The following is a 22,478-nucleotide window of genomic DNA, read 5'->3' as shown; positions in this document are numbered from 1 at the left end:
GGCGCGGCGCGGGTCGGACGGCGCGGCGCGGGTCGGACGGCGCGGCGCGCCGCCGCCGGCCTCAGTCGCCGAGCTCGCGCGCGAGCAGCTCGACGAGCAGGCGGTGGACGACGGTGCGCGGCGTCGCCTCGATGACGGCGATGAGCTCGGCGCGGTCGGTGCCGAGCTGCTCGACGCCGAGCTGCGCGAGGATCGCGCCCGCGGTCGCCGCGTCGAGCGTCGTGCCCTCGAGCGCCTGCAGCGGCGCCGCGGCCTCCCCCGTCGCCGCCGGCACGCCGCGCACCGACTCCGCCGTGGACACGAGGGCTGCGAGCAGCTCGTCGAGGTGCGCGTGCAGCGCGGGCGTCACGGTGAGGTGCAGCGTCGTCGGCAGCGCGGGGCCGCCGACCTGCTGCAGGCCCGGCTGCGCCTGCGCGAGGAAGCCGCGGGCGACGAGGGCGTCGCCGAGCCGCAGCGGATCGACGGGCGAGTCGGACGTCGCATCCGCCGCGATCGCGATGGCGACGCCCACGGGCTCGCCGATGACCCGCAGGCCGTCGATGCCCTCGACCGTCGCGCGGATCGCGGCGGCGATGCTCGCGCATCGTCCCTGCAGCTCGCCGAAGCCGACGGTGCCGAGCGACTGCAGCACGGCCCACGCCGCGACGAGGCCCGCGGCCTGTCGCGAGCCGAGCAGCGTCGACGTCGCGACGGGGTAGCCCGGCCAGTCGGCGTCGGCGAACATCATGCCGCGCTGGCGGTCCTGCCCGCGCTGCAGCAGCACCGACGCGCCCTTCGGGCCGTACCCGTACTTGTGCAGGTCGGCCGAGATCGACGTGACGCCGGGGACGGCGAGGTCCCATGCGGGGACGTCCGGCAGGAAGGGCAGCACCATGCCGCCGAAGCACGCGTCGACGTGCACGTCGATGCCGCGCTCGGCGCAGGCGGCGGCGATCGCCTCGATGGGGTCGACGACGCCGTGCGGGTAGCTCGGGGCCGAGACGACGGCGAGGGCGACGTCGTCGTCCAGGGCGGCGACGAACGCGTCGACGTCCGCGACGCCGTCGGCCGTCACGGGCACGACGTCGAGCCGCATGCCCAGGAGGTGGGCGGCCTTCGCGAAGGCGGGGTGGCGGGTCGTGGGGGCCACGATGCGCGTCCGCCCGGGGTTCGCCTCGCGCGCGGCGAGCACGGCGAGGATCACCGACTCCGTGCCGCCGGACGTGCACGTGGAGACGACGTCGTCGTCGCCGTGCAGCAGCGAGCGCATCGTCTGGCCGATCTCGCGCTCGACGACGGCGAGCGAGCCGTAGACGAACGGGTCGAGGCCGTTGAGGTGCAGCACCTCGAGCGCCGCCTCCTCGACCAGGTGGTGCAGCTCGGGGACGCCCGGGTCGTAGACGTACGACAGGACGCGCCCGCCCTTCGTGGGGGCGTCGCGCTCGGCGCGCAGCGTGCGCAGGCGCGCGAGGACCTCGTCGGGCTGGATGGCGAAGGTCATCGGGACGTCTCCTGCTGGGGGTGCACGTCGGCGTCGACGACGGCGCGTGTGAGTCGGTAGCCGCGCAGCGGGAGCAGCGAGACGAGGGCGATGCCGGCGGGGACGACGCTGAAGGCGATGGCGATCGCGACGAGCACCTGCTCGGGCTGGTCGGTGCCGCCGACGCTCTCGACGTAGCCGGAGGCCGAGAGCAGCAGCGCCATGACGATGCCGCCGATCGCGAAGCCCGTCGTCTCCATCGCCGTCCACACGCCGCCGATGACGCCCGAGCGGTCGACGCCCGTGCGCCTGCGGTCGTTCGCCATGGCGTCCGGCAGCATCGCCATGGGCAGCGACTGCATGCCGGCGTAGCCGAGTCCCGCGAGCGCGACGGGCGCGTACACCCACGCGTCGGGCGTCATGAGCGCCGGGACGAGCAGGACGCCGCCGACGATGAACACGATCGACGCGAGCTGGAACGCGAAGCGCTTCGACGTGCGTCCCGACAGCCACTGCCAGCCGGGCGCCGCGATGATCGCGGGCGCGATGAGCGCGACGAAGAGGAAGGTGATGGCGTCCTCGTCGCGCAGCAGGTACGTCGCGACGTACTGGCCGCCCGCGAGCATGAGGCCCGTCGCGACGGCCTGCAGGAAGAACGGCACGACGAGGGCGCGCAGGCTCGGTCCGTGCGCGAGCACGTCGTAGGTCTCGCGGTAGATCGCGGCGATCGAGCGGCGCTCGACGGCGCGCGGGGCGTGCCTCGGGGCGCTCGTCACGGCGACGAGGCCGCCGATCGCGAGCAGGATCGCGCACGCGATGCCCATGAGGAGGTAGCCCGAGTGGTCGTCGCCGCCGAGGCTGCGGAGCGCGGGACCGCCGCCGCCGAAGGCGAGGATCGCGATCGTGAGGACGATGACGCGCGCCGTGAGCAGCCGCGTGCGCTCGTCGTAGTCGTGCGAGATCGACGCGGGCAGCGCCATGTACGGCACCTGGAAGACGCTGAAGGCCGTCGCGGCGCCGAAGAAGGCGATGCCCACCCAGATGGCGGCGGCGACGGGCGAGAGCCCGACGGGCACGGCGAACGTGACGACGAACAGCACCGGCAGCGCGATCGCGCCCGCGAGCAGCCAGCGCCTGCGGGAGCCCGTGCGCGCGTCGTCGTCGTCGGAGAGCGCCCCGATCACCGGGTCGGCGAGGATGTCCCACACCTTGACGGCGCCGATGACGAGGCCGGCCCACAGCGCGGCGATGCCGAGCGTGTCGGTCATGAAGTACAGGAGCACGAGCCCCGGCAGCGTGCTGAAGCCGCCGGTGCCCAGCGAGCCGATCGCATACCGCCAGACCGTGGCGCGAGGGATGCGGGCAGCGGACATGCGACCGAGCCTACGGCAAGAACTGAGACATCGTCACGAGACATCCGTCTCGTCCGACGATCACGCGTCGAGCGGCTGTCGCGATCAGGTGGCCTCTGCGTCGAACGGCGCGCCGTCGACGAGCGGATCGCGCGGCTCGACGCGCCGACGCGGGCGGCTCGCCGACCGCCCGGCCGCCGCCGTCGCGGCCACCGTCGCGGCTGCAGCCGCCGCGGATCCGGGCGCGGGCGCCGCGGACGCGTCGTCCTGCAGCGCCTCGCGCACGATGCGTCGCGGGTCGTACTGGCGCGGGTCGAGCTTGCGCCAGTCGACGTCGTCGAACTCGGGGCCCATCTCCTCGCGCATGCGGTCCTTCGCGCCGTTCGCGAGGTCGCGGAGGCTGCGCACGAGGCCCGCGAGACGCTCGGCGGCCGCCGGCAGCCGCTCGGGCCCGAGGATGATCGCGGCGATGACGCCGATCACGATGAGCTTGTCGAGGGTCAACCCGAGGATCGTCACCCGGCGCCTCCTCTCGACATGCATCAGCCTACGGCGTGCGCGCGGCGCGTGCGGCGCGGCGCGACTCCCAGCGTGCACCACGCGGCTAGCCTCTGCCGAGGGAGGCGCCGTGGAGACTGCATTGACGTCGAAGTACATCGACGGGCTCGCGATCGAGGACGACATCGTCGCTGGAGCGCGCGATGCCGCCGACGAGCTCGGCGTGACGACGATCGAGCCATCGGTCGGGGCGCTGCTCGCGCTCACGACCGCGACGCTCCACGCGACGTCGATCCTCGAGATCGGCACGGGGACGGGCGTCAGCGGCCTCTGGCTCCTGCGCGGCGCGCCCGGGGCGACGCTCACCTCGATCGACACCGAGCTCGACCACCACAGCCACGCCCGCGGCGCGTTCACGCGCGCGGGCTTCGGTCCGGCCAAGGTGCGCCTCATCACCGGCTCGGCCGGCGAGGTCCTCCCCCGCATGAACGAGGCGAGCTACGACGTCGTGCTCGTCGACGCCGACCCGGCAGACCGCATCGAGCACGTCGAGCACGCCCTGCGCCTCGTGCGCGTCGGCGGCACGGTGCTCGTGACGCACGCGCTCCTCGGCGGCCGCGTCGCCGACCCCGCGCAGCGCGGCGATGCCGTCGCCGACGCCCGTGCGCTGCTGTCGGAGCTCAGCACGAGCGACGCCGTCGCGATGGCGCTGAGCCCCGCGGGCGACGGCCTGCTGCACGTGACGCGCCTGCCGGAGCCGTGAGCGACCTCGCGACATGACGAAGGGCGGGCCCGCGGGCCCGCCCTTCGTCGTGTCGGACGCGTCAGGCCGAGACGACGACGCCGCTCAGCGCGGCGTGCAGCTCGGCTGCCTCTGCGTCGTTCACGGACACGACCAGTCGGCCGCCGCCCTCGAGGGGGACGCGCACGACGATGAGCCGTCCTTCCCTCACTGCCTCCAGCGGACCGTCACCAGTGCGAGGCTTCATCGCAGCCATCAGGGGTTCCCCTCTCGTTCCCAGACCCCCAGTATCCCATGTCCCAGGCAGCGAACCCTGGGTTCGCGACGCGATCCTCAGGGAATCGTCCAATCGACGCCCTCGACCCGCCAGCACGCCCACAGCCACGCGACCTGCCCGCACGCCCCCATGACGAGCGCGAGGGGACGCCACCAGCGCCCGGGCAGCACGGCGACGACCGCGACGAGGCCCGCGGCCGGCATGAGGATGCGCGCGGTGGAGGACTGCGGGAACCAGACCGCGAGCAGGTAGAGCAGGTACGCGATCGTCCACGCCCAGGACTCGAGGCCCATCGCCACGCGCGTCGCCCGCTGCGCGAGCAGCCATGCGAGCCCGCCGACGACGAGCACGAGCAGCGTCAGCCCCGCGCCGCCGAGCCACCACTGCGCGCCTGCGACCCAGCCCATCCCCGGCACGAGGCCCGACTCCCCCACGTACGGCGCGCGCCAGCGGAGCTCGGTCGCGACGTACGCGCCCGGCTCGCCCGTGCGCCACGCGGCGTACGCGGGCCAGGCGAGGCCGCACGCGAGCGCCCATGCCGCGAGCGCCGCGAGCGCGATGCGGTCGCGCCGCGCCCACGGCGTCCGCGCACGCTGCCACCATCGGGCCGCCCAGACGATGCCGAGCGCGAGGGCGAGGGCGAGCCCGGAGGGCCGGGAGAACGCGACGAGCGGCACGAGCGCGGCGAGCATCGCCCACCGGCCGTGCCGCAGCGCGAGGAGCGCGCCCACGAGGAGCGCGAGATGCAGCGACTCGGCGTAGCCGACCTGCAGCAGCGGCGAGAGCGGTCCGAGCAGCGCGAGCGCGAGGGCGAACGCCGCGTGCCGCGGGATCGTCTCGCGCAGCAGCCGCATCGCGAGCACCGCGAGCGCCCCCGACGCGACCCATGCGATCGCGAGCGCCGCGACCTCCCCGTCGAGGCCGAGGCGCACGAGGGCGCGCACGAGCATCGGGAAGACGGGCATGAACGCCCAGGCGTTGTCGTCGACCGCGCCCGTCGCGTCCCTCGGCAGCTCGTCGGGGTAGCCGTGCGTGGCGACGTGCTCGTACCAGCGCGCGTCCCACATCGTCGAGAAGTCGACGAGCGACGGCGACGCCCCCGTGTACGGGCTCGCGGGCTGGGCGGCCGCGAACGCCGCGAGCAGCGCCGTCGACACGACGCGGCTCGCCGCCCAGATCGCGAGGGCGTGCGCCCACCACGGCAGGCGCCCCCACGTCCGCTGCACGGCTGCGCCTCGCGACGCGCGCGTCAGGCGGAGGCGCCGGTGAGCCAGGCCCGCAGGCCCCGCTCGACGTCGACGATCTGGTGCAGCGCGACGCGCTCGTCGTCGGCGTGCGCCTTGAGCGGGTCGCCGGGGCCGTAGTTGACGGCGGGGATGCCGAGGCTCCAGAAGCGCGCGACGTCGGTCCAGCCGTACTTCGGGCGCGGCTCGACGCCGACGGCCTCCACGAACTCGCGGGCGAGCGCGGCGTCGAGGCCCGGGCGCGCACCCTCGGCCGCGTCGAGCACCTCGACGTCGAAGCCGTCGAACAGCTCGGTGACGTGGTCGATGGCCTCGGCGACCGTGCGCGAGGGGGCGAAGCGGTAGTTGACCTGCACGCGGCACTCGTCGGGGATGACGTTGCCGGCGACGCCGCCGGCGATGCCGACGGCGTTGAGGCCCTCGCGGTAGACGAGACCCTCCACCTCCACGTCGCGTGCGCGGTACTCCTGCAGCGTCTGCAGCACCTGCGCGGCGTCGTGGATGGCGTTGTGGCCCACCCAGGAGCGCGCGGAGTGGGCGCGGACGCCGCGCGTGCGCACCTCGGCGCGGAGCGTGCCGTTGCAGCCGCCCTCGATGTGCCCGTTCGACGGCTCGCCGAGGATCGCGAAGTCGCCCTGCATGAGGTCGCCACGCTCGTCGGCGAGGCGGCGCAGGCCGTTCTGGTCCTCACCCACCTCCTCGTGGTCGTACCAGATCCACGTCACGTCGACGATGGGCTCGGCGAGCTGCGTCGCGAGCAGCAGCTGGACGGCGACGCCCGCCTTCATGTCGACGGCGCCGCGGCCCCACAGGTGCTCGACGGCGCCGACGGTCTCGAGCCGCGAGGGCACGTTGCCGTTGATGGGCACGGTGTCGATGTGCCCGGCGATGACGACGCGGCGATCGCGGCCGAGCTCGGTGCGGGCGACGACCGTGTCGCCGACGCGCGTGACGTGCAGATGGGGCACGTCGCGCATCGCGGCCTCGATCGCGTCGGCGAGCGGCCCCTCGTCGTCGGAGACGGAGGGGATGTCGAGCAGCTGCCGGGTGAGGTCCACGGCGGATGCGGAGAGGTCGAGCGGGGGGACAGCCATGGCTCCCAGCCTAGGCTGGGACGCATGGTTCGCCTCGCCCACGGTCATGCCCTCGCGTCGTTCGCCGACGACCAGCTCCTCGACGCGTGGTTCCCGGAGCCGCGGCTCGGGGCCGCACCCGAGGGCGACGCGCGCTGGCTCGCCGCGCGGGCGCTCGACGAGCACGCGCACGCCGTGCCGGCGCTCGGCATCGAGCGCCGCGTCGTGCACGCCGAGATCGACCTCGACGCCACCCCCGTCGACGCCCTCGACGTGCACCTGCGCCTGCACCTGCTGAGCCATCGGCTCGTGCAGCCCAACGCCATCGTGCTCGACGGCGTCTTCGGCCTCCTGCCGGTCGTCGCCTGGACGACGCACGGGCCGACGACCCCCGAGCACGCGCGCGCGGCGATGCCGGCGCTGCGCGCCGCGGGCGTGCAGGTGCAGCTCGTCGACCGCTTCCCGCGCATGACCGACTACGTGCTGCCCGAGGGCGTGCGCATCGGCGACGCGTCCCGCGTCCGGCTCGGCGCGCACCTCGCGGCCGGCACGGTCGTCATGCACGAGGGCTTCGTCAACTACAACGCCGGCACCCTCGGCGCGTCCATGGTCGAGGGCCGCATCTCGCAGGGCGTCGTCGTCGGCGACGGGTCCGACGTCGGCGGGGGCGCCTCCATCATGGGCACGCTCTCGGGCGGAGGCACCGAGCGCATCACGATCGGCGAGCGCGTGCTGCTGGGCGCCAACGCGGGCGTCGGCATCTCGATCGGCGACGACTGCATCGTCGAGGCCGGCCTCTACGTCACCGCCGGCACGAAGGTCACGGTGCTCGCGCAGGGGTCGTCGGCGCCGGGCGAGCAGGTCAAGGCATCCCGGCTCTCGGGCGTCGCGGGGCTGCTGTTCCGCCGCAACTCCGTCACGGGCGCCGTCGAGGTGCTGCCGCGCGCCGGGGCGGGCGTCGCCCTCAACGCCGCGCTGCACTAGCGGGTCCTCCGCGCGGTCTCCCCCGCCGGACGGATGCCGCATCCAGGCCGCCCTGGTGGGATGGAGGCATGACCGCTCCCGTGCTCTCCCTCCGATCGCTGCACAAGCGCTTCGGCCAGAAGGTGGCCGTCGGCGACCTGTCGCTCGACGTGCCCGCCGGATCGATGCTCGGCCTCCTCGGCCCGAACGGCGCAGGCAAGACGACGACGCTCTCGATGGCCACGGGCCTCCTGCGGCCCGACGCCGGCACCACGACGGTGCTCGGCGTCGACGTGTGGGCCGACCCCGCCGCCGCCAAGGCGCGCATGGGCGTGCTGCCCGACGGCGTGCGCATGTTCGATCGCCTCACCGGCGCCGAGCTGCTGCGCTACACGGGGCTGCTGCGCGGCATGGCGGAGGCCGACGTCACCTCCCGCGCCGGCGAGCTGCTCGCGGCCCTCGGCCTCGCCGAGGCGTCCACGACGCTCGTCGTCGACTACTCCGCGGGCATGCGCAAGAAGATCGGCCTCGCGTGCGCGCTCATCCACGCCCCGCGCCTGCTCGTGCTCGACGAGCCCTTCGAGGCCGTCGACCCCGTCTCGGGCGAGGCGATCCGCTCGATCCTGCGCGGCTTCGTCGCCTCCGGCGGCACCGTCGTGCTCTCGAGCCACGTCATGGAGCTCGTCGAGTCGCTGTGCGACCGCGTCGCGATCGTCGCCGAGGGGCGGATCCTCGCCGACGGCACGCTCGACGAGGTGCGCGCGGGCTCGTCGCTGCAGCAGCGCTTCCTGCAGCTCGTCGGCGTCCACGAGCTCGGAGAGGGGACGCTCGCATGGCTGCGCTCCTCGTAGGGCTCCGGCTGCGGCAGCTCGGTCGCTCGCTCACGCGCAGCCGCTGGCACGTCGTCGGCCTGATCTTCGGCGTGCTCGGCGCGTTCTGGGTGCTCGGGCTCGTCGGCGTGGGCGCCGTCGGGCTCCGCGTGGGCGCGCCGCAGCTCGTGCCGCTCGTCCTCGTGCTCGTCACGAGCGTCGCGGTGCTCGGCTGGGCGGTCGGCGCCATCCTCACGAGCGCCGACGAGTCGCTCGCCCCCGAGCGGTTCGCGCTGCTGCCCGTGCGCGCCGGGCGCCTGCTGCCCGGCCTCGCGCTCGCGCAGCTCCTGGGCGTCGGCGGCATCTCCACCGCCCTCTCCCTCGCCCTCCTGCTCATCGCCTGGAGCGCATCGATCCCCGCGCTCGTCGCCGCCGTCGTCATGCTGCCCGTGACGCTGCTCACGTGCGTGCTCGGCGCCCGCGTCGTCTCCGGCGCGCTCGCCCGCACGCTCGCGTCCCGCCGCTCGCGCGACCTCACGGCCGTCGTGCTCATGCTGCTGCTCATCTCGTCCGGGCTCGTCCTCAACCTCGGCGTGCAGGCGGTCGCGACCTCCTCCTCGGTGCAGGCCGTGCTCGAGACCGTCTCGGCCGTGCTCGCCTGGACGCCGCTCGGCGCCACGGCGGGCGTGCCGGCGGCGGTCGCGACGGGCGACTGGCTCGCGGCGGGCATCCGCCTCGTCGTCGCGCTCGGCACCGTCGCGATGCTGTGGTGGGCGTGGGGCGCGCAGCTCGCCGCGCGGCTCGTCTCCCCCGTGCAGGCGTCCGGCGGCGGCAGCGTGCACTCCGGCGGCATCGTCGACCGGCTGCTGCCCGCGACGCCCGTCGGCGCGATCGCCGCCCGCGGCGTGCGGTTCCAGCGCCGCGACCCCCGCCACCTGCTCAACGCCATCGCGACGCTCGTGCTGCCGCTCATCCTCGTCGGCACGCAGCTCGTCTCCGGCGGCCTCGATGCGCGCTTCGCGACCTTCCTGCCGCTCGTGATGGCGCTCATGGTGCTGCAGATCGCCCAGCTCTCGCTCGCCTACGACAAGGACGCGCTGGCCCTCCACGTGCTCTCCGGCGTCTCCGGCAGGGCCGATCGCGCCGGTCGGCTGCTCGGCGCCGGCATCGTCATCCTCCCGATGATCGTGCTCGCGAGCGTGCTCGTGGCCGCGTTCACGGGCGGCTGGGCGCTGCTGCCCGCCGGGCTCGGCGCAGCGCTCGGCGCCGCGCTCGTCGCCGCGGGCACCGGATCCGCGGTCGGCGCGTTCCTGCCCGGTCGTGCGCCCGCACCCGAGGACGGCCCGTTCGGGCGTGGCTCGTCGGGCGGTGCGCAGTCGCTCGTCGCGCTCGCCATCATGGCGCCCGTCGCCATCGTCGCCTCCGCGCCCGCCGTCGCGCTCGCGATCCTCGGCGTCGTGTGGATGCCGTGGCTCGGCTGGCTCGCCCTGCCCGTCGGCCTCGGCATCGGCGCGCTCGCCGTGTGGCTCGGCATCCGCATCGGCGGCGACCGCCTCGATCGCGCCTGGCCCGAGGTGCTCGCCGCGGTCTCGAGCGACGACTGAGCCTCGCAGCCCGGGCGGTCGCCGTCGGCGACCGCCCGGCGCGCGTCAGAGGCCGAGCAGCGCCTCGATGGGCCCGCGGACGAAGAACACGACGAAGAGCCCCGCGACGATCCACAGCAGCGGGCTGATCGTGCGCGCGCGCCCCGAGACGGCGTGCACGAGCACCCAGGCGATGAAGCCGATGCCGATGCCGTTCGCGATGTTGTAGGTGAGCGGCATGACGACGATCGTGAGGAACGCCGGCAGCGCGACGCGGAACTCCGTGAAGTCGATCTCGCGGATCTGGCTCATCATGAGCGCCCCGACGATCACGAGGGTCGCCGCGGCCACCTCGAGCGGCACGACCTGCGTCAGCGGCGTCAGGAACATCGCCGCGAGGAACAGCACGCCCGTGACGACGGACGCGAGGCCCGTGCGGGCGCCCTCGCCGATGCCGGCCGCCGAGTCGATGAACACCGTGTTCGACGATGCGCTCGCGCCACCGCCCGCGACGGCGCCGACGCCCTCGACGATGAGCGCGCGCTTGAGGCCGGGGAACGTCCCGTCCTTCGCGGCGAGGCCGGCCTGCTTCGCCAGTCCCGTCATCGATCCCATGGCGTCGAAGAAGTTCAGGAAGAAGAGGGTGAAGACGAGCATCGACGCCGCGACCGGTCCGATGCGCGCGAAGGCGCCGAACGGGTCGACCCGACCCACGAGCGACAGGTCCGGCAGCGCGACGAGCGAGCCGGGCAGCGCGGGCGCGTTGAGGTTCCACGCGTTCGGGTCCTGGCCGAGCGACGGACCGACCTGGAGGATCGACTCGAGCACGATCGCGACGACCGTCGTCGCGACGATGCCGATGAGCAGCGCGCCGCGCACCCTGCGGGCGACGAGGATGCCCATGAGCACGACCCCCAGCAGGAACACGCCCGTCGGCAGCGACACGATCGAGCCGCCCTCGCCGAGCTGCAGCGGCGGCGACGCGCTGCCCGTCGCGCGCACGAACCCCGAGTCGACGAAGCCGATGAAGGCGATGAAGAGGCCGACGCCGACGGCGATCGCGCTCTTCAGCTCGCCCGGGATGGCCTCGAAGATGCGTCGCCGCAGCCCCGTGACGCTCAGCAGCACGATGAGCACGCCGTTCACGACGACGAGACCCATCGCCTCCGGCCACGTGAGCTCGCCCACGAGCGAGAACGCGAGGAACGAGTTGATGCCGAGGCCGGCGGCGAGGCCGAACGGCACGTTCGCGACGACGCCCATCGCGATGGTCATGAGCCCGCCGACGAGGGCCGTGACGGCCGCGACCTGACCGTTCTGGAGCCAGCCGCCCTCGACGTCCGTCGCCGCCTGATCCGGCGAGAAGCCGCCGATGATGAGCGGGTTCAGCACGATGATGTACGCCATCGCGAAGAACGTCACGAGGCCGCCGCGGACCTCCTGCGGGATCGTCGACCCGCGCTCGCGGATGTGGAACCAGCCGTCGAGCCTCGATGCGATCGCGGTGCGTGCCATGGTCTCTCGCTCCCTGGGGCTGCCGCGATCGCGGCTACTGGATGTGGCGCTCGGAGGGTCCGACGTACAGCTGCTGCGGGCGACCGATCTTCGTCTGCGGGTCGTCGACCATCTCGCGCCAGTGCGCGATCCAGCCGGGCAGGCGACCGATGGCGAAGAGCACGGTGAACATGCGCTCCGGGAAGCCCATCGCCTTGTAGATGACGCCCGTGTAGAAGTCGACGTTCGGGTACAGCTTGCGCTCGATGAAGTACTCGTCCTCGAGCGCGACCTGCTCGAGCTCCTTCGCGATGTCGAGCAGCGGGTCGGAGACGCCGAGCGCCTCGAGGACCTCGTCGGCCGACGACTTCACGAGCTTCGCGCGCGGGTCGTAGTTCTTGTACACCCGGTGGCCGAAGCCCATGAGGCGCACGCCCTGCTCCTTGCGCTTCACGCGCTCGACGAAGCGCTGCACGCCCTCGCCCGACTCCTGGATGCCGCGGAGCATCGACAGCACGGCCTCGTTCGCGCCGCCGTGCAGCGGACCGGAGAGCGCGTGGATGCCCGCGGAGACCGACGCGAACAGGTTCGCCTCGGTCGAGCCGACGAGGCGCACGGTCGACGTCGAGGCGTTCTGCTCGTGGTCGGCGTGCAGGATGAGGAGGCGCTCGAGCGCCTTCACCATGACGGGGTTCAGCTCGTACTGCTCCGCCATGAGGCCGAAGTTCAGCTGCAGGTAGTTCTCGGTGAACGACAGCTTGTTGTCGGGGTAGAGGAACGCCTGGCCGATGGACTTCTTGTGCGCGTACGCCGCGATGACGGGCAGCTTCGCGAGCAGGCGGATGGTCTGGAGCTCGACGCGCGCCGGGTCGTGCGGGTCGTGGTCGTCCGCGTAGTACGTGGAGAGGGCGGAGACGGCGCTCGACAGGGCGCTCATCGGGTGCGCGTTGCGGGGCAGCGAGTCGAAGAAGCGGCGCAGGTCCTCGTGCAGCAGCGTGTGCCTGCGGATGCGGGTGTCGAACTCGCCGAGCTGGTCGGCGGTCGGCAGCTCGCCGTAGATGAGGAGGTAGGCGACGTCGAGGAACGACTTCTGCTCCGCGAGCTCCTCGATCGGATAGCCGCGGTAGCGCAGGATGCCCGCGTCGCCGTCGATGTACGTGATGGCGCTGCGCGTGGCGGCGGTGTTCACGAATCCGTAGTCGAGGGTGGTGTGGTCGGTCTCGCGCATCAGCTTCGACACGTCGATGCTGGACCGGCCATCCGTGGAGGCGAGGATCGGCAGCTCGATCGTGCGACCATCGACCGTCAGGGTCGCCGTCCTGGGCGTCTCGTCAGCGTGGGTCACCAGACCACCCTATGTCGTGCGCCGGAGCGGTCGGTAACCGGCGAGCCTCGTCGCCGCCTCGGCGATGCGCTCGTCGGATGCGGTGAGCGCGACGCGCACGCGACGGTCGTCGCCGTAGAAGTCCCCGGGGGCCACGAGGATGCCGTGCGCGGCGAGGTCGGCGACCTGCTCGCGCGCGCCGCGGCCGTCCGTCGCCCACAGGTAGAGGCCCGCGGCGCCGCGCACGTCGAAGCCCGCGGCCTCGAGCGCGCGGCGCAGCACGGCGCGCCGGGCGCGGTAGCGCTCGCGCTGCTCGGCGACGTGGGCGTCGTCGGGCAGGCCGACGGCCATCGCGTGCTGCACGGGCGCGGGCGGGATGAGACCGATGTGCTTGCGCACCTCGAGGACGCGTCCGACGAGCGTCGCGCAGCCGGCGAGGAACGCGGCGCGGTAGCCCGCGATCGACGACTGCTTCGACATCGAGTGCACGACGAGCAGCCCCTCGCGGCTGCCGCCCGCGACGCGCGGGTCGAGGATCGAGGGCACCTCGTCGGCGTCCCACGGCAGCAGCGCGTAGCACTCGTCGCTCGCGACGACCGCGCCGATCGCGCGCGCCCGCTCGACGATGCGGCGCAGCGTCTCGACGGAGGCGACGTCACCCGTCGGGTTCGACGGGGAGTTCACCCACACGAGGCGCGTGCCCTCCGGCCAGTCGTCGGGATCGTCCGCGGGCACGGGGGTCGCGCCGGCGACGCGCGCGCCGATGTCGTACGTGGGATAGGCGACGGACGGATGCACGACGACGTCGCCCGCGCCGAGGCCGAGCCACAGCGGCAGGCCGGCGACGGTCTCCTTCGACCCCACGGTCGGCATGACGTTCGCATGCCCGAGGCCGGGCACGCCGCGCACGCGCGCGAACCAGTCGACGATCGCGTCGCGCAGCGCGGGCGTGCCCCAGCACGTCGGATAGGTGGGCGCGTCGCTCGCGGCAGCCAGCGCATCCTGCAGGATGCGCGGCGTCGGGTCGATGGGCGAGCCGACCGACAGGTCGACGATGCCACCCGCATGCGCGGCGGCCGTGGCCTTCGCGTCGGCGAGGGAGTCCCAGGGGAAGGCGGGCAGCTGGTCCACGGCGCTCCTCGCGTCGATGGCCGACAGGCGGGTCAGGCCTGCGGCGGCAGTGCGCGGACGATCGCGTGGTCGTCGGCGATGACGCCGACCTTCGCCGCGCCGCCGGGCGATCCGTGCGTCTGGAAGAACTGCACGTTCACGTCGTAGTACTCGGCCCACTCCTCGGGGACGTCGTCCTCGTAGTAGATGGCCTCGACGGGGCAGACGGGCTCGCACGCCCCGCAGTCGACGCATTCGTCGGGGTGGATGTAGAGCATCCGCTCGCCCTCGTAGATGCAGTCGACGGGGCATTCGTCGACGCAGGCGCGGTCCTTCACGTCGACGCATGGGAGCGCGATCACGTAGGTCACGAGGGGGTCCTTCCGATCGCTCCAAGCCTACCTGCGACGCATGCGCGCCGAGGACCATCCGCGCCCGACGGGTGCGAACGTGGACGGGCTCAGCCGCGTGCGGCGTCGCGGATGCGCGCGACGCCCTCGCGCGTCGGCCAGCCGACGGCGACGAGCGCGGCCGCGGCGGGCACGAGCACCCACAGCCAGCCCGGGAGGTCGGCGGCGAGCAGCGAGGCCGACGCCGCCGTGCGGAACGGGTCGAGCGCGACGAGGCCGATGGGCAGCAGCACGCCCACGGCCGCCGCGATCGACGCGGCGCGCGACCCCAGCAGGCGCGGGCTGACGACGATGCCCACGGCGGCGGCGAGGGCGAGCACGAGGCCCCACGGCTCGACCGAGCGGTAGGCGAAGGTGCCGACGACCCCGACGACGACGGCGACGAGCCCGACGACGATCGTCGTGCCCCAGCCGATCGGCGTCGACGCGCGTACGGCGCGGTAGTGCTCGACCTGCGCGATCGGCTCGCGCTGCCCGCCGACGTGCACGACGTCGTCGCCGTCGACGACGAGCTGGCTCGCATGCGCCGCGAGCGCGGCGCGCACGCGGTCGGCGACGGGCGCGAGCGGCACCGCGACGTCGGCGGGGGCCGAGACGCGCTCGTAGACGGGGATGCCGAGGTCGCGCCCGATCGCGACGACCGCGCGGTGCACGACGCGATGGTCGGGATGCCCGTAGCCGCCGTCCTCGTCGTACGTGACGAGCGCGTTCGGGCGCAGCCGCTGCACGACGTCGAGCACGAGCAGCTCGACGTCGGTCGTCGACTGCGACGTCAGCGCCGCCGTCGTGACGTCGGCGGCGGGGCCGGCGGCGCCGTCGACCCACGCCATCCCCGAGTCCTCGAAGCGCGCGGCGGGCTCGACGCGCGTCGCCCCGAGGGCGGCGACGGCCCCGTCGAGCTCGGCGCTGCGCAGCGCCGCGACCCCGCCGGCCGCCTCGAGCGCCGCACGGCGCTCCGGCCGGACCTCGCCGCGCTCCCCCAGCGTCACCGTGAGCACCGCCGCGGCACCCGTCTGCGCGACGGTCGCGATCGCCGCGCCCGTCGAGAGCGTCTCGTCGTCGGGGTGCGCGTGCACGAAGAGCACGTGCTCGCCGAGGTCCATCGCACCATCCTCGCATCCGCGAGCGCCCACGACGTGCGCCGCCTCCGGCGCGGGCGCGACTACCAGCGGGCGGGCACCGCCGCCCGCGAGCGGTGCGCGACGAACGGCAGCGATCGCTCGACGGCGGCCTCGATCCGCTCGAGCAGCCGCGGCGACGCGACCCTGCCCTCCGCGAAGTCGCCCGACGAGCCGTACACCCCCGTCGGCAGGGTCAGCGCCTGGAAGAAGCCGAACAGCGGCCGCAGCTGATGCTCGATCGCGAGGGTGTGGCGCTCGCTGCCGCCCGTGGCGGTGAGGAGCACGGGCGTGTCGACGAGCGCGCGCTGCTCGACGAAGTCGAAGAAGTGCTTGAAGAGCCCCGTGAACGACGCCCGGTAGACGGGCGTGCCGACGACGAGCACGTCGGCCTCCTCGACCGCCGACAGCGCCTCGGCCACCTCGTACGACAGCTCGTCGCGTGCCACGGCACCGGCGAACCCCGGCGCGATGGGCGCGAGGTCGATGCGGCGCACGTCGGCGTCGACGCGGTCGCCGATGGCCGCGAGCACGGCGTCGAGCAGCGCCCCGGTCTTCGACGGAGTCTGCAGGCTGCCGTTGACGCCCACGACGCGCAGCGGTGCATGGAGGATCTCGCTCATGCAGGCAGGCTAGGTCGCCGACGCCCTCCCCCGCTGGCCCGTTGCGCCATGTGACGCGGTGCCCCAGAGGACGGAGGGTCCGCGACGGCGGGGTCAGGCCCCCTGCGACTCCCCGTCGCTCGCGAGCAGCGCCTCGCGCACCTCGCGGCGCAGCACCTTGCCGATCAGCGAGCGGGGCAGGTCGTCGACGGCGACGATGCGGCGCGGCACCTTGTACGCCGCGAGCCGCGACCGGCCGTGCTCGCGGATCGCCTCGACGTCGAGCTCGGCGCCCGGCGCGAGCACGACGGCGGCCGCGACCGTCTCGCCGCCGCTCCGGCTCGGCAGCCCCACGACCGCGGCCTCGGCGACGTCGGGATGCGCCACGAGCGCCTCCTCGACCTCGGAGGGCGCGACGTTGAAGCCACCGGTGATGATGAGCTCCTTGCGGCGATCGACGATCGTGACGAAGCCGTCGGCGTCGACGCGCACGAGGTCGCCCGTGCGCAGCCAGCCGTCGTCGAGCAGGGTCTCGCGCGTCTCCTCCGGGCGGTTCCAGTAGCCCTGGAACACCTGCGGGCCGCGCAGCAGCAGCTCGCCCTCCTCGCCCGGGCCGCGGTCGACGGTGGGCTCGTCGGGATCGACGACGCGCAGCTCGGTGCTCGGGAAGGGCACGCCGACGGCGCCCGGTCGCCGCGACGGGCCGAGCGGGTTGCCGATCGCGACCGGCGAGGTCTCGGTCATGCCGTAGCCCTCGATGAGGAGGCCGCCCGTCGCGCGCTCCCACGTCTCGACCGTCGCGACGGGCAGGCTCATGGCGCCGGAGATCGCGAAGCGGATGCTGCCGAGGCTCACGCGCCGCTCGGCGGCGGCCGCGGCGAGCCGCTCGTAGATCGGCGGCACCGCCGGCAAGAACGTCGCGGGCGCGGACCGCATCGCCTGGAGGACGAGCGCCGGGTCGAAGCGCGGGAAGAGGACGAGCCGCGCGCCCATGCTCATCGCGAACGTCGCGCACAGCGTCAGCCCGTAGGCGTGGAACATCGGGAGCACGGCGTAGACGACCTCGCGCCCGCGCTCGAGCCCGGGCACCCACGCCTCGCCCTGCGCGGCGTTCGCGCGCAGGTTGCGATGCGTGAGGATCGCCCCCTTCGGCCTGCCGGTCGTGCCGCTCGTGTACTGCAGCACGGCGACGTCGTCGACCTCGGGGCCGGCGTGCGAGCGCCGGATGGGCCGCGCGTCGGCGACGTCCGACCAGTCGACGGCGCCGGAGGCGAGGACGCCCGTCGTCAGGGCGGCGCGCGACGAGCGCGCCTTCGCGATGGGCAGGCGCAGCGCGATGCGCGTGCGCAGCGGCATCGCCCGCGTGAGGTCGACCGACACGACGCGCGCGACGCCGAGGTCGCTCGGCAGGTCGAGCACGGTCGGCACGACCTTGTCCCACACGATGGCGACGGCGGCGCCGTGGTCCTCGAACTGGTGGCGCAGCTCGCGCTCGGTGTAGAGCGGGTTGTGCTCGACGACGATCGCGCCCAGGCGCAGCACGGCGTAGAAGGCGATGACGTGCTGCGGGCAGTTCGGCAGCACGATGGCCACCCGGTCGCCCCGATCGACCCCGAGCCTCCGCAGGCCGCCCGCCACCCGCTCGATCGCCTCGCCGAGCTCGGCGTAGGTCGTCGTCTCGCCGAAGAACTCGAGCGCGACGGCCTTCCGGTGGCGGCGCACGGCGCCGTCGAGCATCTCGACGAGCGTCTCGTCGACCTCGGGGATGTCGGCGGGCACGCCGGGTGCGTAGGAGGACAGCCAGGGGCGGTCTGCGAAGGCGCTCATGCCTCGATCATGGCCCCCGACGCGCCCTGCCGGGCGCATGCGCCCGGCCACGACGCACGACGGGCAGCCGCGCCCCGGTCCGCTGTCGCGTCACGAGGCACCGCTGCCCGTCGAGCGTCGGTGGTGCAGGTCAGGACTGCGACTGCTTCTTGAGCCTCGACGCCGCGCGGGCGCGCAGCGTGTGGTCGAGCTCGACCTTGCGGATGCGCACGGCGGTCGGCGTGACCTCGACGCACTCGTCGTCGCCCGCGAACTCCAGCGACTCCTCGAGGGAGAGCTGGCGCGGCGGCGTGAGACGCTCGAGCTCCTCGCCCGTGGAGGAGCGGATGTTGTTGAGCTTCTTCTCCTTGGTGATGTTCACGTCCATGTCGTCGCTGCGCGAGCTCTCGCCGACGACCATGCCCTCGTAGACCTCGTCGCCGGGCTGGATGAAGAACTCGCCGCGGTCCTGCAGCGCCATGATCGCGAAGGGCGTCGAGACGCCCATGCGGTCGGAGACGAGCGAGCCCGAGTTGCGCGTGACGATGGGGCCCGACCACCGCTCGTAGCCGGCCGAGATCGCATTCGCGATGCCCGTGCCGCGCGTGATGGTGAGGAACTCGGTGCGGAAGCCGATGAGGCCGCGGCTCGGCACGAGGAACTCGAGGCGCACCCAGCCCGTGCCGTGGTTCGACATCGTGATCATGCGGCCCTTGCGGCCTGCGAGCAGCTGCGTCACGGCGCCGAGGTACTCCTCGGGGACGTCGATCGTGAGGTCCTCGAAGGGCTCGTGCACGACGCCGTCGACGCGGCGCGTGACGACCTGCGGCTTGCCGACCGTGAGCTCGTAGCCCTCGCGGCGCATCTGCTCGACGAGGATGGCGAGCGCGAGCTCGCCGCGGCCCTGCACCTCCCACGCGTCGGGCTGGCCGATGTCGAGCACGCGCAGCGACACGTTGCCGATGAGCTCGCGGTCGAGGCGGTCCTTGACCATGCGCGACGTGAGCTTCGAGCCCTTGACCTTGCCGACGAGCGGCGAGGTGTTCGTGCCGATCGTCATCGAGATGGCCGGCTCGTCGACCGTGATGGGCGGCAGCGGACGGACGTCGTCGGGGTCGGCGAGCGTCTCGCCGATCGTGATGTCGGAGAAGCCCGCGACCGCCACGATCTCACCGGCGGATGCGCTCTCGGCCGGCACGCGCGTGAGGGCCTTCGTCACGAGCAGCTCGGTGATGCGCGCCGACTGCACCGAGCCGTCGTGGCGCACCCACGCGACCGTCTGGCCCTTGCGCATCGTGCCGTTGAAGATGCGCAGCAGCGCGATGCGGCCGAGGAACGGCGACGCGTCGAGGTTCGTGACGTGCGCCTGCAGCGGCGCCTCGTCGTCGTACGTCGGCGCGGGGATGTGCTCGAGGATCGACGCGAACAGCGGCTCGAGGTCCTCGCTCGCGGGCAGGTTGCCGTCGCCGGGCGACTCGATCGACGCACGGCCGGCCTTGCCGGACGCGTAGACGACGGGCACGTCGAGCACGGCGTCGAGGTCGAGGTCGGCGCGCTCCTCGGCGAGGTCGGAGGCGAGGCCGAGGAGGAGGTCCTGGCTGTCGCTCACGACCTCGTCGATGCGCGCGTCGGGACGGTCGGTCTTGTTGACGAGCAGGATGACGGGCAGCGACGCCTCGAGCGCCTTGCGCAGCACGAAGCGCGTCTGGGGCAGCGGCCCCTCGGACGCGTCGACGAGCAGCACGACGCCGTCGACCATCGACAGGCCGCGCTCGACCTCGCCGCCGAAGTCGGCGTGGCCGGGGGTGTCGATGACGTTGATCGTCACGGGCGAGCCGTCGGACGACGGACCGGCGTAGCGCACGGCCGTGTTCTTGGCGAGGATCGTGATCCCCTTCTCGCGCTCCAGCTCGTTGGAGTCCATGACGCGGTCGTCGACCGTGCCGTGGGAGGCGAACGAGTCCGTCTGCCTCAGCATCGCGTCGACGAGGGTCGTCTTGCCGTGGTCGACGTGGGCGACGATCGCCACGTTGCGGATGTCAGGACGCGTGGCAGTGGCCATGCTCTAGCCTCTCGGGCTCGGATGCGGGCCGAGGCGCGCGCCGCCCGACCGGTTCGGCGGGGCAGCACCGCCGCGCTCAGCCGCTGCGTGTACGGATCTCGGGAGCGCTCGATGAGCGTCCCTGCCTTCGATCCTACCGCGTCGGACGGCGCCGCCCCCACATGGACCCTCGCGGGCCGGCGCGATCAGCCCTTCGCGCGGATGCGCTCCTCGCGACGCGCGCGCTGCGCGATGGGATCCGGCAGCGGCACCGCCGAGATGAGGCGCTGCGTGTACGGGTCCTGCGGACGGCGCAGGATCTCGTCGCGCGGGCCCTCCTCGACGATGCGCCCCTTGCGCATCACGGCGATGCGGTGGGCGAGCGAGTCGACGACCGCGAGGTCGTGCGTGACGAAGAGGCACGCGAACTGCAGCTCCTGCTGGATGCCGGTGAGCAGCTCGAGGAAGCGCGCCTGCACCGACACGTCGAGCGCGCTCGTCGGCTCGTCGGCGATGAGCAGCTCGGGCGCGAGCGCGAGCGCGCGGGCGATGCCGACGCGCTGCTTCTGGCCGCCGGAGAGCTCGTGCGGGTAGCGGTTGCGGTACGAGCGCGGCAGCTCGACGGACGCGAGCAGCTCCTCGACGCGCGTCGAGAGCGCCTTGCCCTTCAGCTCGCCCGCGAGCAGCAGCGGCTCGCCGATCGACTCGCCGATGGGCATGCGGGGGTTGAGCGACGACGACGGGTCCTGGAAGACGATGCCCGTGCGGCGGCGCAGCGGACCGAGGTCCTTCATCGTGGCGGCCGAGATGTCGACGCCCGCCGCGACGAGCCTGCCGGACGTGATCGGCAGGAGGCCGATCGCCGCGCGACCGAGCGTCGTCTTGCCCGAGCCCGACTCGCCGACGAGGCCGACGATCTCGCCGGGGTACACCTTGAGGTCGATGTCCTCGGCGGCGCGGAACGCCGGCACGCGACCGCGCTTGGGGTACTCGATCGTCACCTTGTCGAACTCGAGCACGGGCGCGACGCCCTCGACGACCTTCGACGCCTCGACCGCACGACCCGTGCGGTCCTCGTTGATGCCGAGGTACGGCACGGAGGCGAGCAGCTCCTTCGTGTACTCGTGGTTCGGGCGCTGGAAGATGTCGAGCGACGTGCCGCGGTCGACCACGGCGCCGTTGCGCATGACGATCATGTGGTCGGAGAGGTCGGCGACGACGCCCATGTCGTGCGTGATGAGGATGACGGCCGAGCCGAAGTCGTCCTTCAGCTTGCGCATGAGCTCGAGGATCTCGGCCTGCACCGTCACGTCGAGCGCCGTCGTCGGCTCGTCGGCGATGAGGAGCACGGGGTCGCACGCGAGCGACTGCGCGATCATCGCGCGCTGCCGCTGGCCGCCCGAGAGCTGGTGCGGGTACTTGTTGAAGGCGAGCGGCGGATCGGGCATCTCGACGGCCGTGATGAGCTCGATCGCCTTCTCCTTGGCCTGCGCCTGCGTGAGCTCGAAGTGGCTGCGGAGCGCCTCGACGATCTGGAAGCCGATCGTGTAGACGGGGTTGAGGGCCGTCATGGGCTCCTGGAAGATGACGGCGATCTCGTTGCCGCGCACCTTGCGGAGCTCCTTGACGTCGATGCCCTGGATCTCGCGGCCGAGCAGCTCGACGGAGCCCGAGACGCGAGCGTTGTAGGGCAGCAGGCCGAGCAGCGCCATCGCCGTCGTCGACTTGCCGGAGCCGGACTCGCCGACGATCGCGAGCACCTCGCCGCGGCGCACCTCGAAGGACACGTCCTTCACGGCCGGGTAGAAGGTGCCGTCGACCCAGAAGTCGACGTTGAGGCCCGTGGCCTCGAGCACGACCTCGGAGGTCGATGCGGGGGATGCGGTGGGGACGGACTGGGTCACAGCCGTGCTCCTTCCATGCGTGGCGATGGGGCGGTCGCGCCTCTGGGAGACTCGACGGCATGGCCTACTCGAGAGCGGTGTTCCGCTCGGTGTTCGGACGTGTCATGACGGTCGTCATGGCCGTGCTCATGGCGGCGGCGATCGGTGCGATCGTCGCGACGAACGACCTGTGGGGCGTGGCGTGCCTCGTCTGGACGCCCATCCTCGCTGCCGTCCTGACGTGGGCGATCATGTGGCGCCCGCACGTCGTGGTCGACCACGGCGGCGTCGAGGTCGCGAACCTCGTGTCGACGTGGCAGGTGCCGTGGGGCGCCATCCAGCGCATCGACACGAAGTGGGCGCTCGAGCTCACGACGGCCGAGGGCCGCGTCACGGCCTTCGCCGCGCCCGCGCCCAGCCGCTACGGCGTCGCCCGCGTCACGCGCGACGACATCCGCCTCGCTCGCGAGTCCTCGCTCGTGGGCGACGCCATCCGCCCCGGCGACTCGGTCGAGTCGATCTCCGGCGCGGCCGCGCACGTGACGCGCACCCACTGGGAGGAGCTGCGCGACTCGGGCGAGCTCGTCGAGGGCGAGCGGGCGACGCGCACCTGGCATCCAGGCGTCATCGCCGCGCTCGCCGGTCTCGGCGCGCTCGCGCTCGTCGGTCAGCTGCTCCACTGACGCGCTC

The 22,478-nt window shown here is 73.4% G+C and carries 20 protein-coding genes; 5 read left to right on the top strand and 15 right to left on the bottom strand.

What is annotated here, in order from left to right:
* Positions 1 to 61: 61 nt before the first annotated feature.
* The 3 genes from ABD249_RS04780 to ABD249_RS04770 all read right to left on the bottom strand — a co-directional run bounded on the left by ABD249_RS04780 (position 62) and on the right by ABD249_RS04770 (position 3,324).
* Positions 62 to 1,480, bottom strand: coding sequence for a pyridoxal phosphate-dependent decarboxylase family protein (locus ABD249_RS04780; RefSeq protein ID WP_344340945.1), 1,419 nt, complete (start codon positions 1,478 to 1,480; stop codon positions 62 to 64).
* A complete protein-coding gene (locus ABD249_RS04775; protein WP_344340942.1) occupies positions 1,477 to 2,832 on the bottom strand; it encodes an MFS transporter in 1,356 nt (451 codons plus the stop codon). Before ABD249_RS04775 ends, ABD249_RS04780 begins: the two co-directional genes overlap by 4 nt.
* A gap of 84 nt (positions 2,833 to 2,916) precedes the next feature.
* Positions 2,917 to 3,324, bottom strand: a complete 408-nt coding sequence (locus ABD249_RS04770) for a twin-arginine translocase TatA/TatE family subunit (protein ID WP_344342523.1) — start codon at positions 3,322 to 3,324, stop codon at positions 2,917 to 2,919.
* A gap of 115 nt (positions 3,325 to 3,439) precedes the next feature.
* On the opposite strand from ABD249_RS04770, the gene ABD249_RS04765 reads away from it, so the two are divergent.
* Positions 3,440 to 4,072 carry an O-methyltransferase gene (locus ABD249_RS04765; protein WP_344340940.1) on the top strand — a complete coding sequence of 211 codons (633 nt, stop codon included), beginning with the start codon at positions 3,440 to 3,442 and terminating at the stop codon, positions 4,070 to 4,072.
* A gap of 61 nt (positions 4,073 to 4,133) precedes the next feature.
* Here the strand turns inward: ABD249_RS04765 and ABD249_RS04760 are convergent, their stop codons facing one another.
* From ABD249_RS04760 to dapE, 3 genes are all read right to left on the bottom strand, one after another.
* Complete coding sequence (locus ABD249_RS04760; protein WP_144718937.1) at positions 4,134 to 4,307, bottom strand: DUF3117 domain-containing protein; 174 nt, start codon at positions 4,305 to 4,307, stop codon at positions 4,134 to 4,136.
* A gap of 77 nt (positions 4,308 to 4,384) precedes the next feature.
* Positions 4,385 to 5,554 carry a hypothetical protein gene (locus tag ABD249_RS04755; protein ID WP_344340935.1) on the bottom strand — a complete coding sequence of 390 codons (1,170 nt, stop codon included), beginning with the start codon at positions 5,552 to 5,554 and terminating at the stop codon, positions 4,385 to 4,387.
* Between the two features lie 23 nt (positions 5,555 to 5,577).
* The gene (gene dapE / locus ABD249_RS04750; protein ID WP_344340932.1) at positions 5,578 to 6,666 is read right to left on the bottom strand and encodes a succinyl-diaminopimelate desuccinylase; all 1,089 of its coding nucleotides are present in this window, start codon (positions 6,664 to 6,666) and stop codon (positions 5,578 to 5,580) included.
* 24 nt (positions 6,667 to 6,690) lie between these two features.
* Here dapE and dapD point away from each other — a divergent pair, with 24 nt between their 5' ends.
* The 3 genes from dapD (at position 6,691) to ABD249_RS04735 (ending at position 10,021) form a co-directional block, all read left to right on the top strand.
* Positions 6,691 to 7,629, top strand: coding sequence for a 2,3,4,5-tetrahydropyridine-2,6-dicarboxylate N-succinyltransferase (gene dapD / locus ABD249_RS04745; protein ID WP_344340930.1), 939 nt, complete (start codon positions 6,691 to 6,693; stop codon positions 7,627 to 7,629).
* Positions 7,630 to 7,697: 68 nt separating this feature from the next.
* Entirely contained in the window at positions 7,698 to 8,459 is a 762-nt protein-coding gene (locus tag ABD249_RS04740; RefSeq protein ID WP_344340928.1) for an ABC transporter ATP-binding protein, read from the top strand.
* Positions 8,441 to 10,021: a hypothetical protein gene (locus ABD249_RS04735; RefSeq protein WP_344340925.1), complete on the top strand. Its 1,581-nt coding sequence runs from the start codon at positions 8,441 to 8,443 to the stop codon at positions 10,019 to 10,021. Before ABD249_RS04740 ends, ABD249_RS04735 begins: the two co-directional genes overlap by 19 nt.
* A gap of 45 nt (positions 10,022 to 10,066) precedes the next feature.
* Here ABD249_RS04735 and ABD249_RS04730 read toward each other — a convergent pair whose 3' ends face one another.
* The 9 genes from ABD249_RS04730 to ABD249_RS04690 all read right to left on the bottom strand — a co-directional run bounded on the left by ABD249_RS04730 (position 10,067) and on the right by ABD249_RS04690 (position 21,809).
* Entirely contained in the window at positions 10,067 to 11,515 is a 1,449-nt protein-coding gene (locus ABD249_RS04730) for an NCS2 family permease (protein WP_344340923.1), read from the bottom strand.
* Between the two features lie 34 nt (positions 11,516 to 11,549).
* Entirely contained in the window at positions 11,550 to 12,839 is a 1,290-nt protein-coding gene (locus ABD249_RS04725; RefSeq protein WP_344340921.1) for a citrate synthase, read from the bottom strand.
* A 9-nt stretch (positions 12,840 to 12,848) separates the two neighbouring features.
* Complete coding sequence (gene dapC / locus ABD249_RS04720; protein WP_344340918.1) at positions 12,849 to 13,949, bottom strand: succinyldiaminopimelate transaminase; 1,101 nt, start codon at positions 13,947 to 13,949, stop codon at positions 12,849 to 12,851.
* Positions 13,950 to 13,981: 32 nt separating this feature from the next.
* Positions 13,982 to 14,299 (bottom strand): ferredoxin, encoded by a 318-nt coding sequence (gene fdxA, locus ABD249_RS04715; RefSeq protein WP_344340916.1) that lies wholly within the window; start codon positions 14,297 to 14,299, stop codon positions 13,982 to 13,984.
* Positions 14,300 to 14,388: 89 nt separating this feature from the next.
* Entirely contained in the window at positions 14,389 to 15,441 is a 1,053-nt protein-coding gene (locus ABD249_RS04710) for a PIG-L family deacetylase (RefSeq protein ID WP_344340914.1), read from the bottom strand.
* A 59-nt stretch (positions 15,442 to 15,500) separates the two neighbouring features.
* Positions 15,501 to 16,079 carry an FMN reductase gene (gene msuE, locus ABD249_RS04705; protein ID WP_344340912.1) on the bottom strand — a complete coding sequence of 193 codons (579 nt, stop codon included), beginning with the start codon at positions 16,077 to 16,079 and terminating at the stop codon, positions 15,501 to 15,503.
* A 93-nt stretch (positions 16,080 to 16,172) separates the two neighbouring features.
* Positions 16,173 to 17,885 carry a long-chain-fatty-acid--CoA ligase gene (locus ABD249_RS04700; RefSeq protein WP_344340910.1) on the bottom strand — a complete coding sequence of 571 codons (1,713 nt, stop codon included), beginning with the start codon at positions 17,883 to 17,885 and terminating at the stop codon, positions 16,173 to 16,175.
* Between the two features lie 130 nt (positions 17,886 to 18,015).
* Complete coding sequence (gene typA, locus ABD249_RS04695; RefSeq protein WP_344340907.1) at positions 18,016 to 19,926, bottom strand: translational GTPase TypA; 1,911 nt, start codon at positions 19,924 to 19,926, stop codon at positions 18,016 to 18,018.
* Between the two features lie 185 nt (positions 19,927 to 20,111).
* Positions 20,112 to 21,809 carry an ABC transporter ATP-binding protein gene (locus ABD249_RS04690; protein ID WP_344340905.1) on the bottom strand — a complete coding sequence of 566 codons (1,698 nt, stop codon included), beginning with the start codon at positions 21,807 to 21,809 and terminating at the stop codon, positions 20,112 to 20,114.
* 59 nt (positions 21,810 to 21,868) lie between these two features.
* Here ABD249_RS04690 and ABD249_RS04685 point away from each other — a divergent pair, with 59 nt between their 5' ends.
* Positions 21,869 to 22,471, top strand: coding sequence for a PH domain-containing protein (locus tag ABD249_RS04685; protein ID WP_344340902.1), 603 nt, complete (start codon positions 21,869 to 21,871; stop codon positions 22,469 to 22,471).
* Positions 22,472 to 22,478: the final 7 nt, after the last annotated feature.

This window comes from Agrococcus versicolor (assembly GCF_039531815.1).
In the GTDB taxonomy this organism is placed as follows: Bacteria; Actinomycetota; Actinomycetes; order Actinomycetales; family Microbacteriaceae; genus Agrococcus; species Agrococcus versicolor.
The sequence above is the reverse complement of the archived record's forward strand: the minus strand, read 5'-3'. Positions and strand labels throughout refer to the sequence as shown.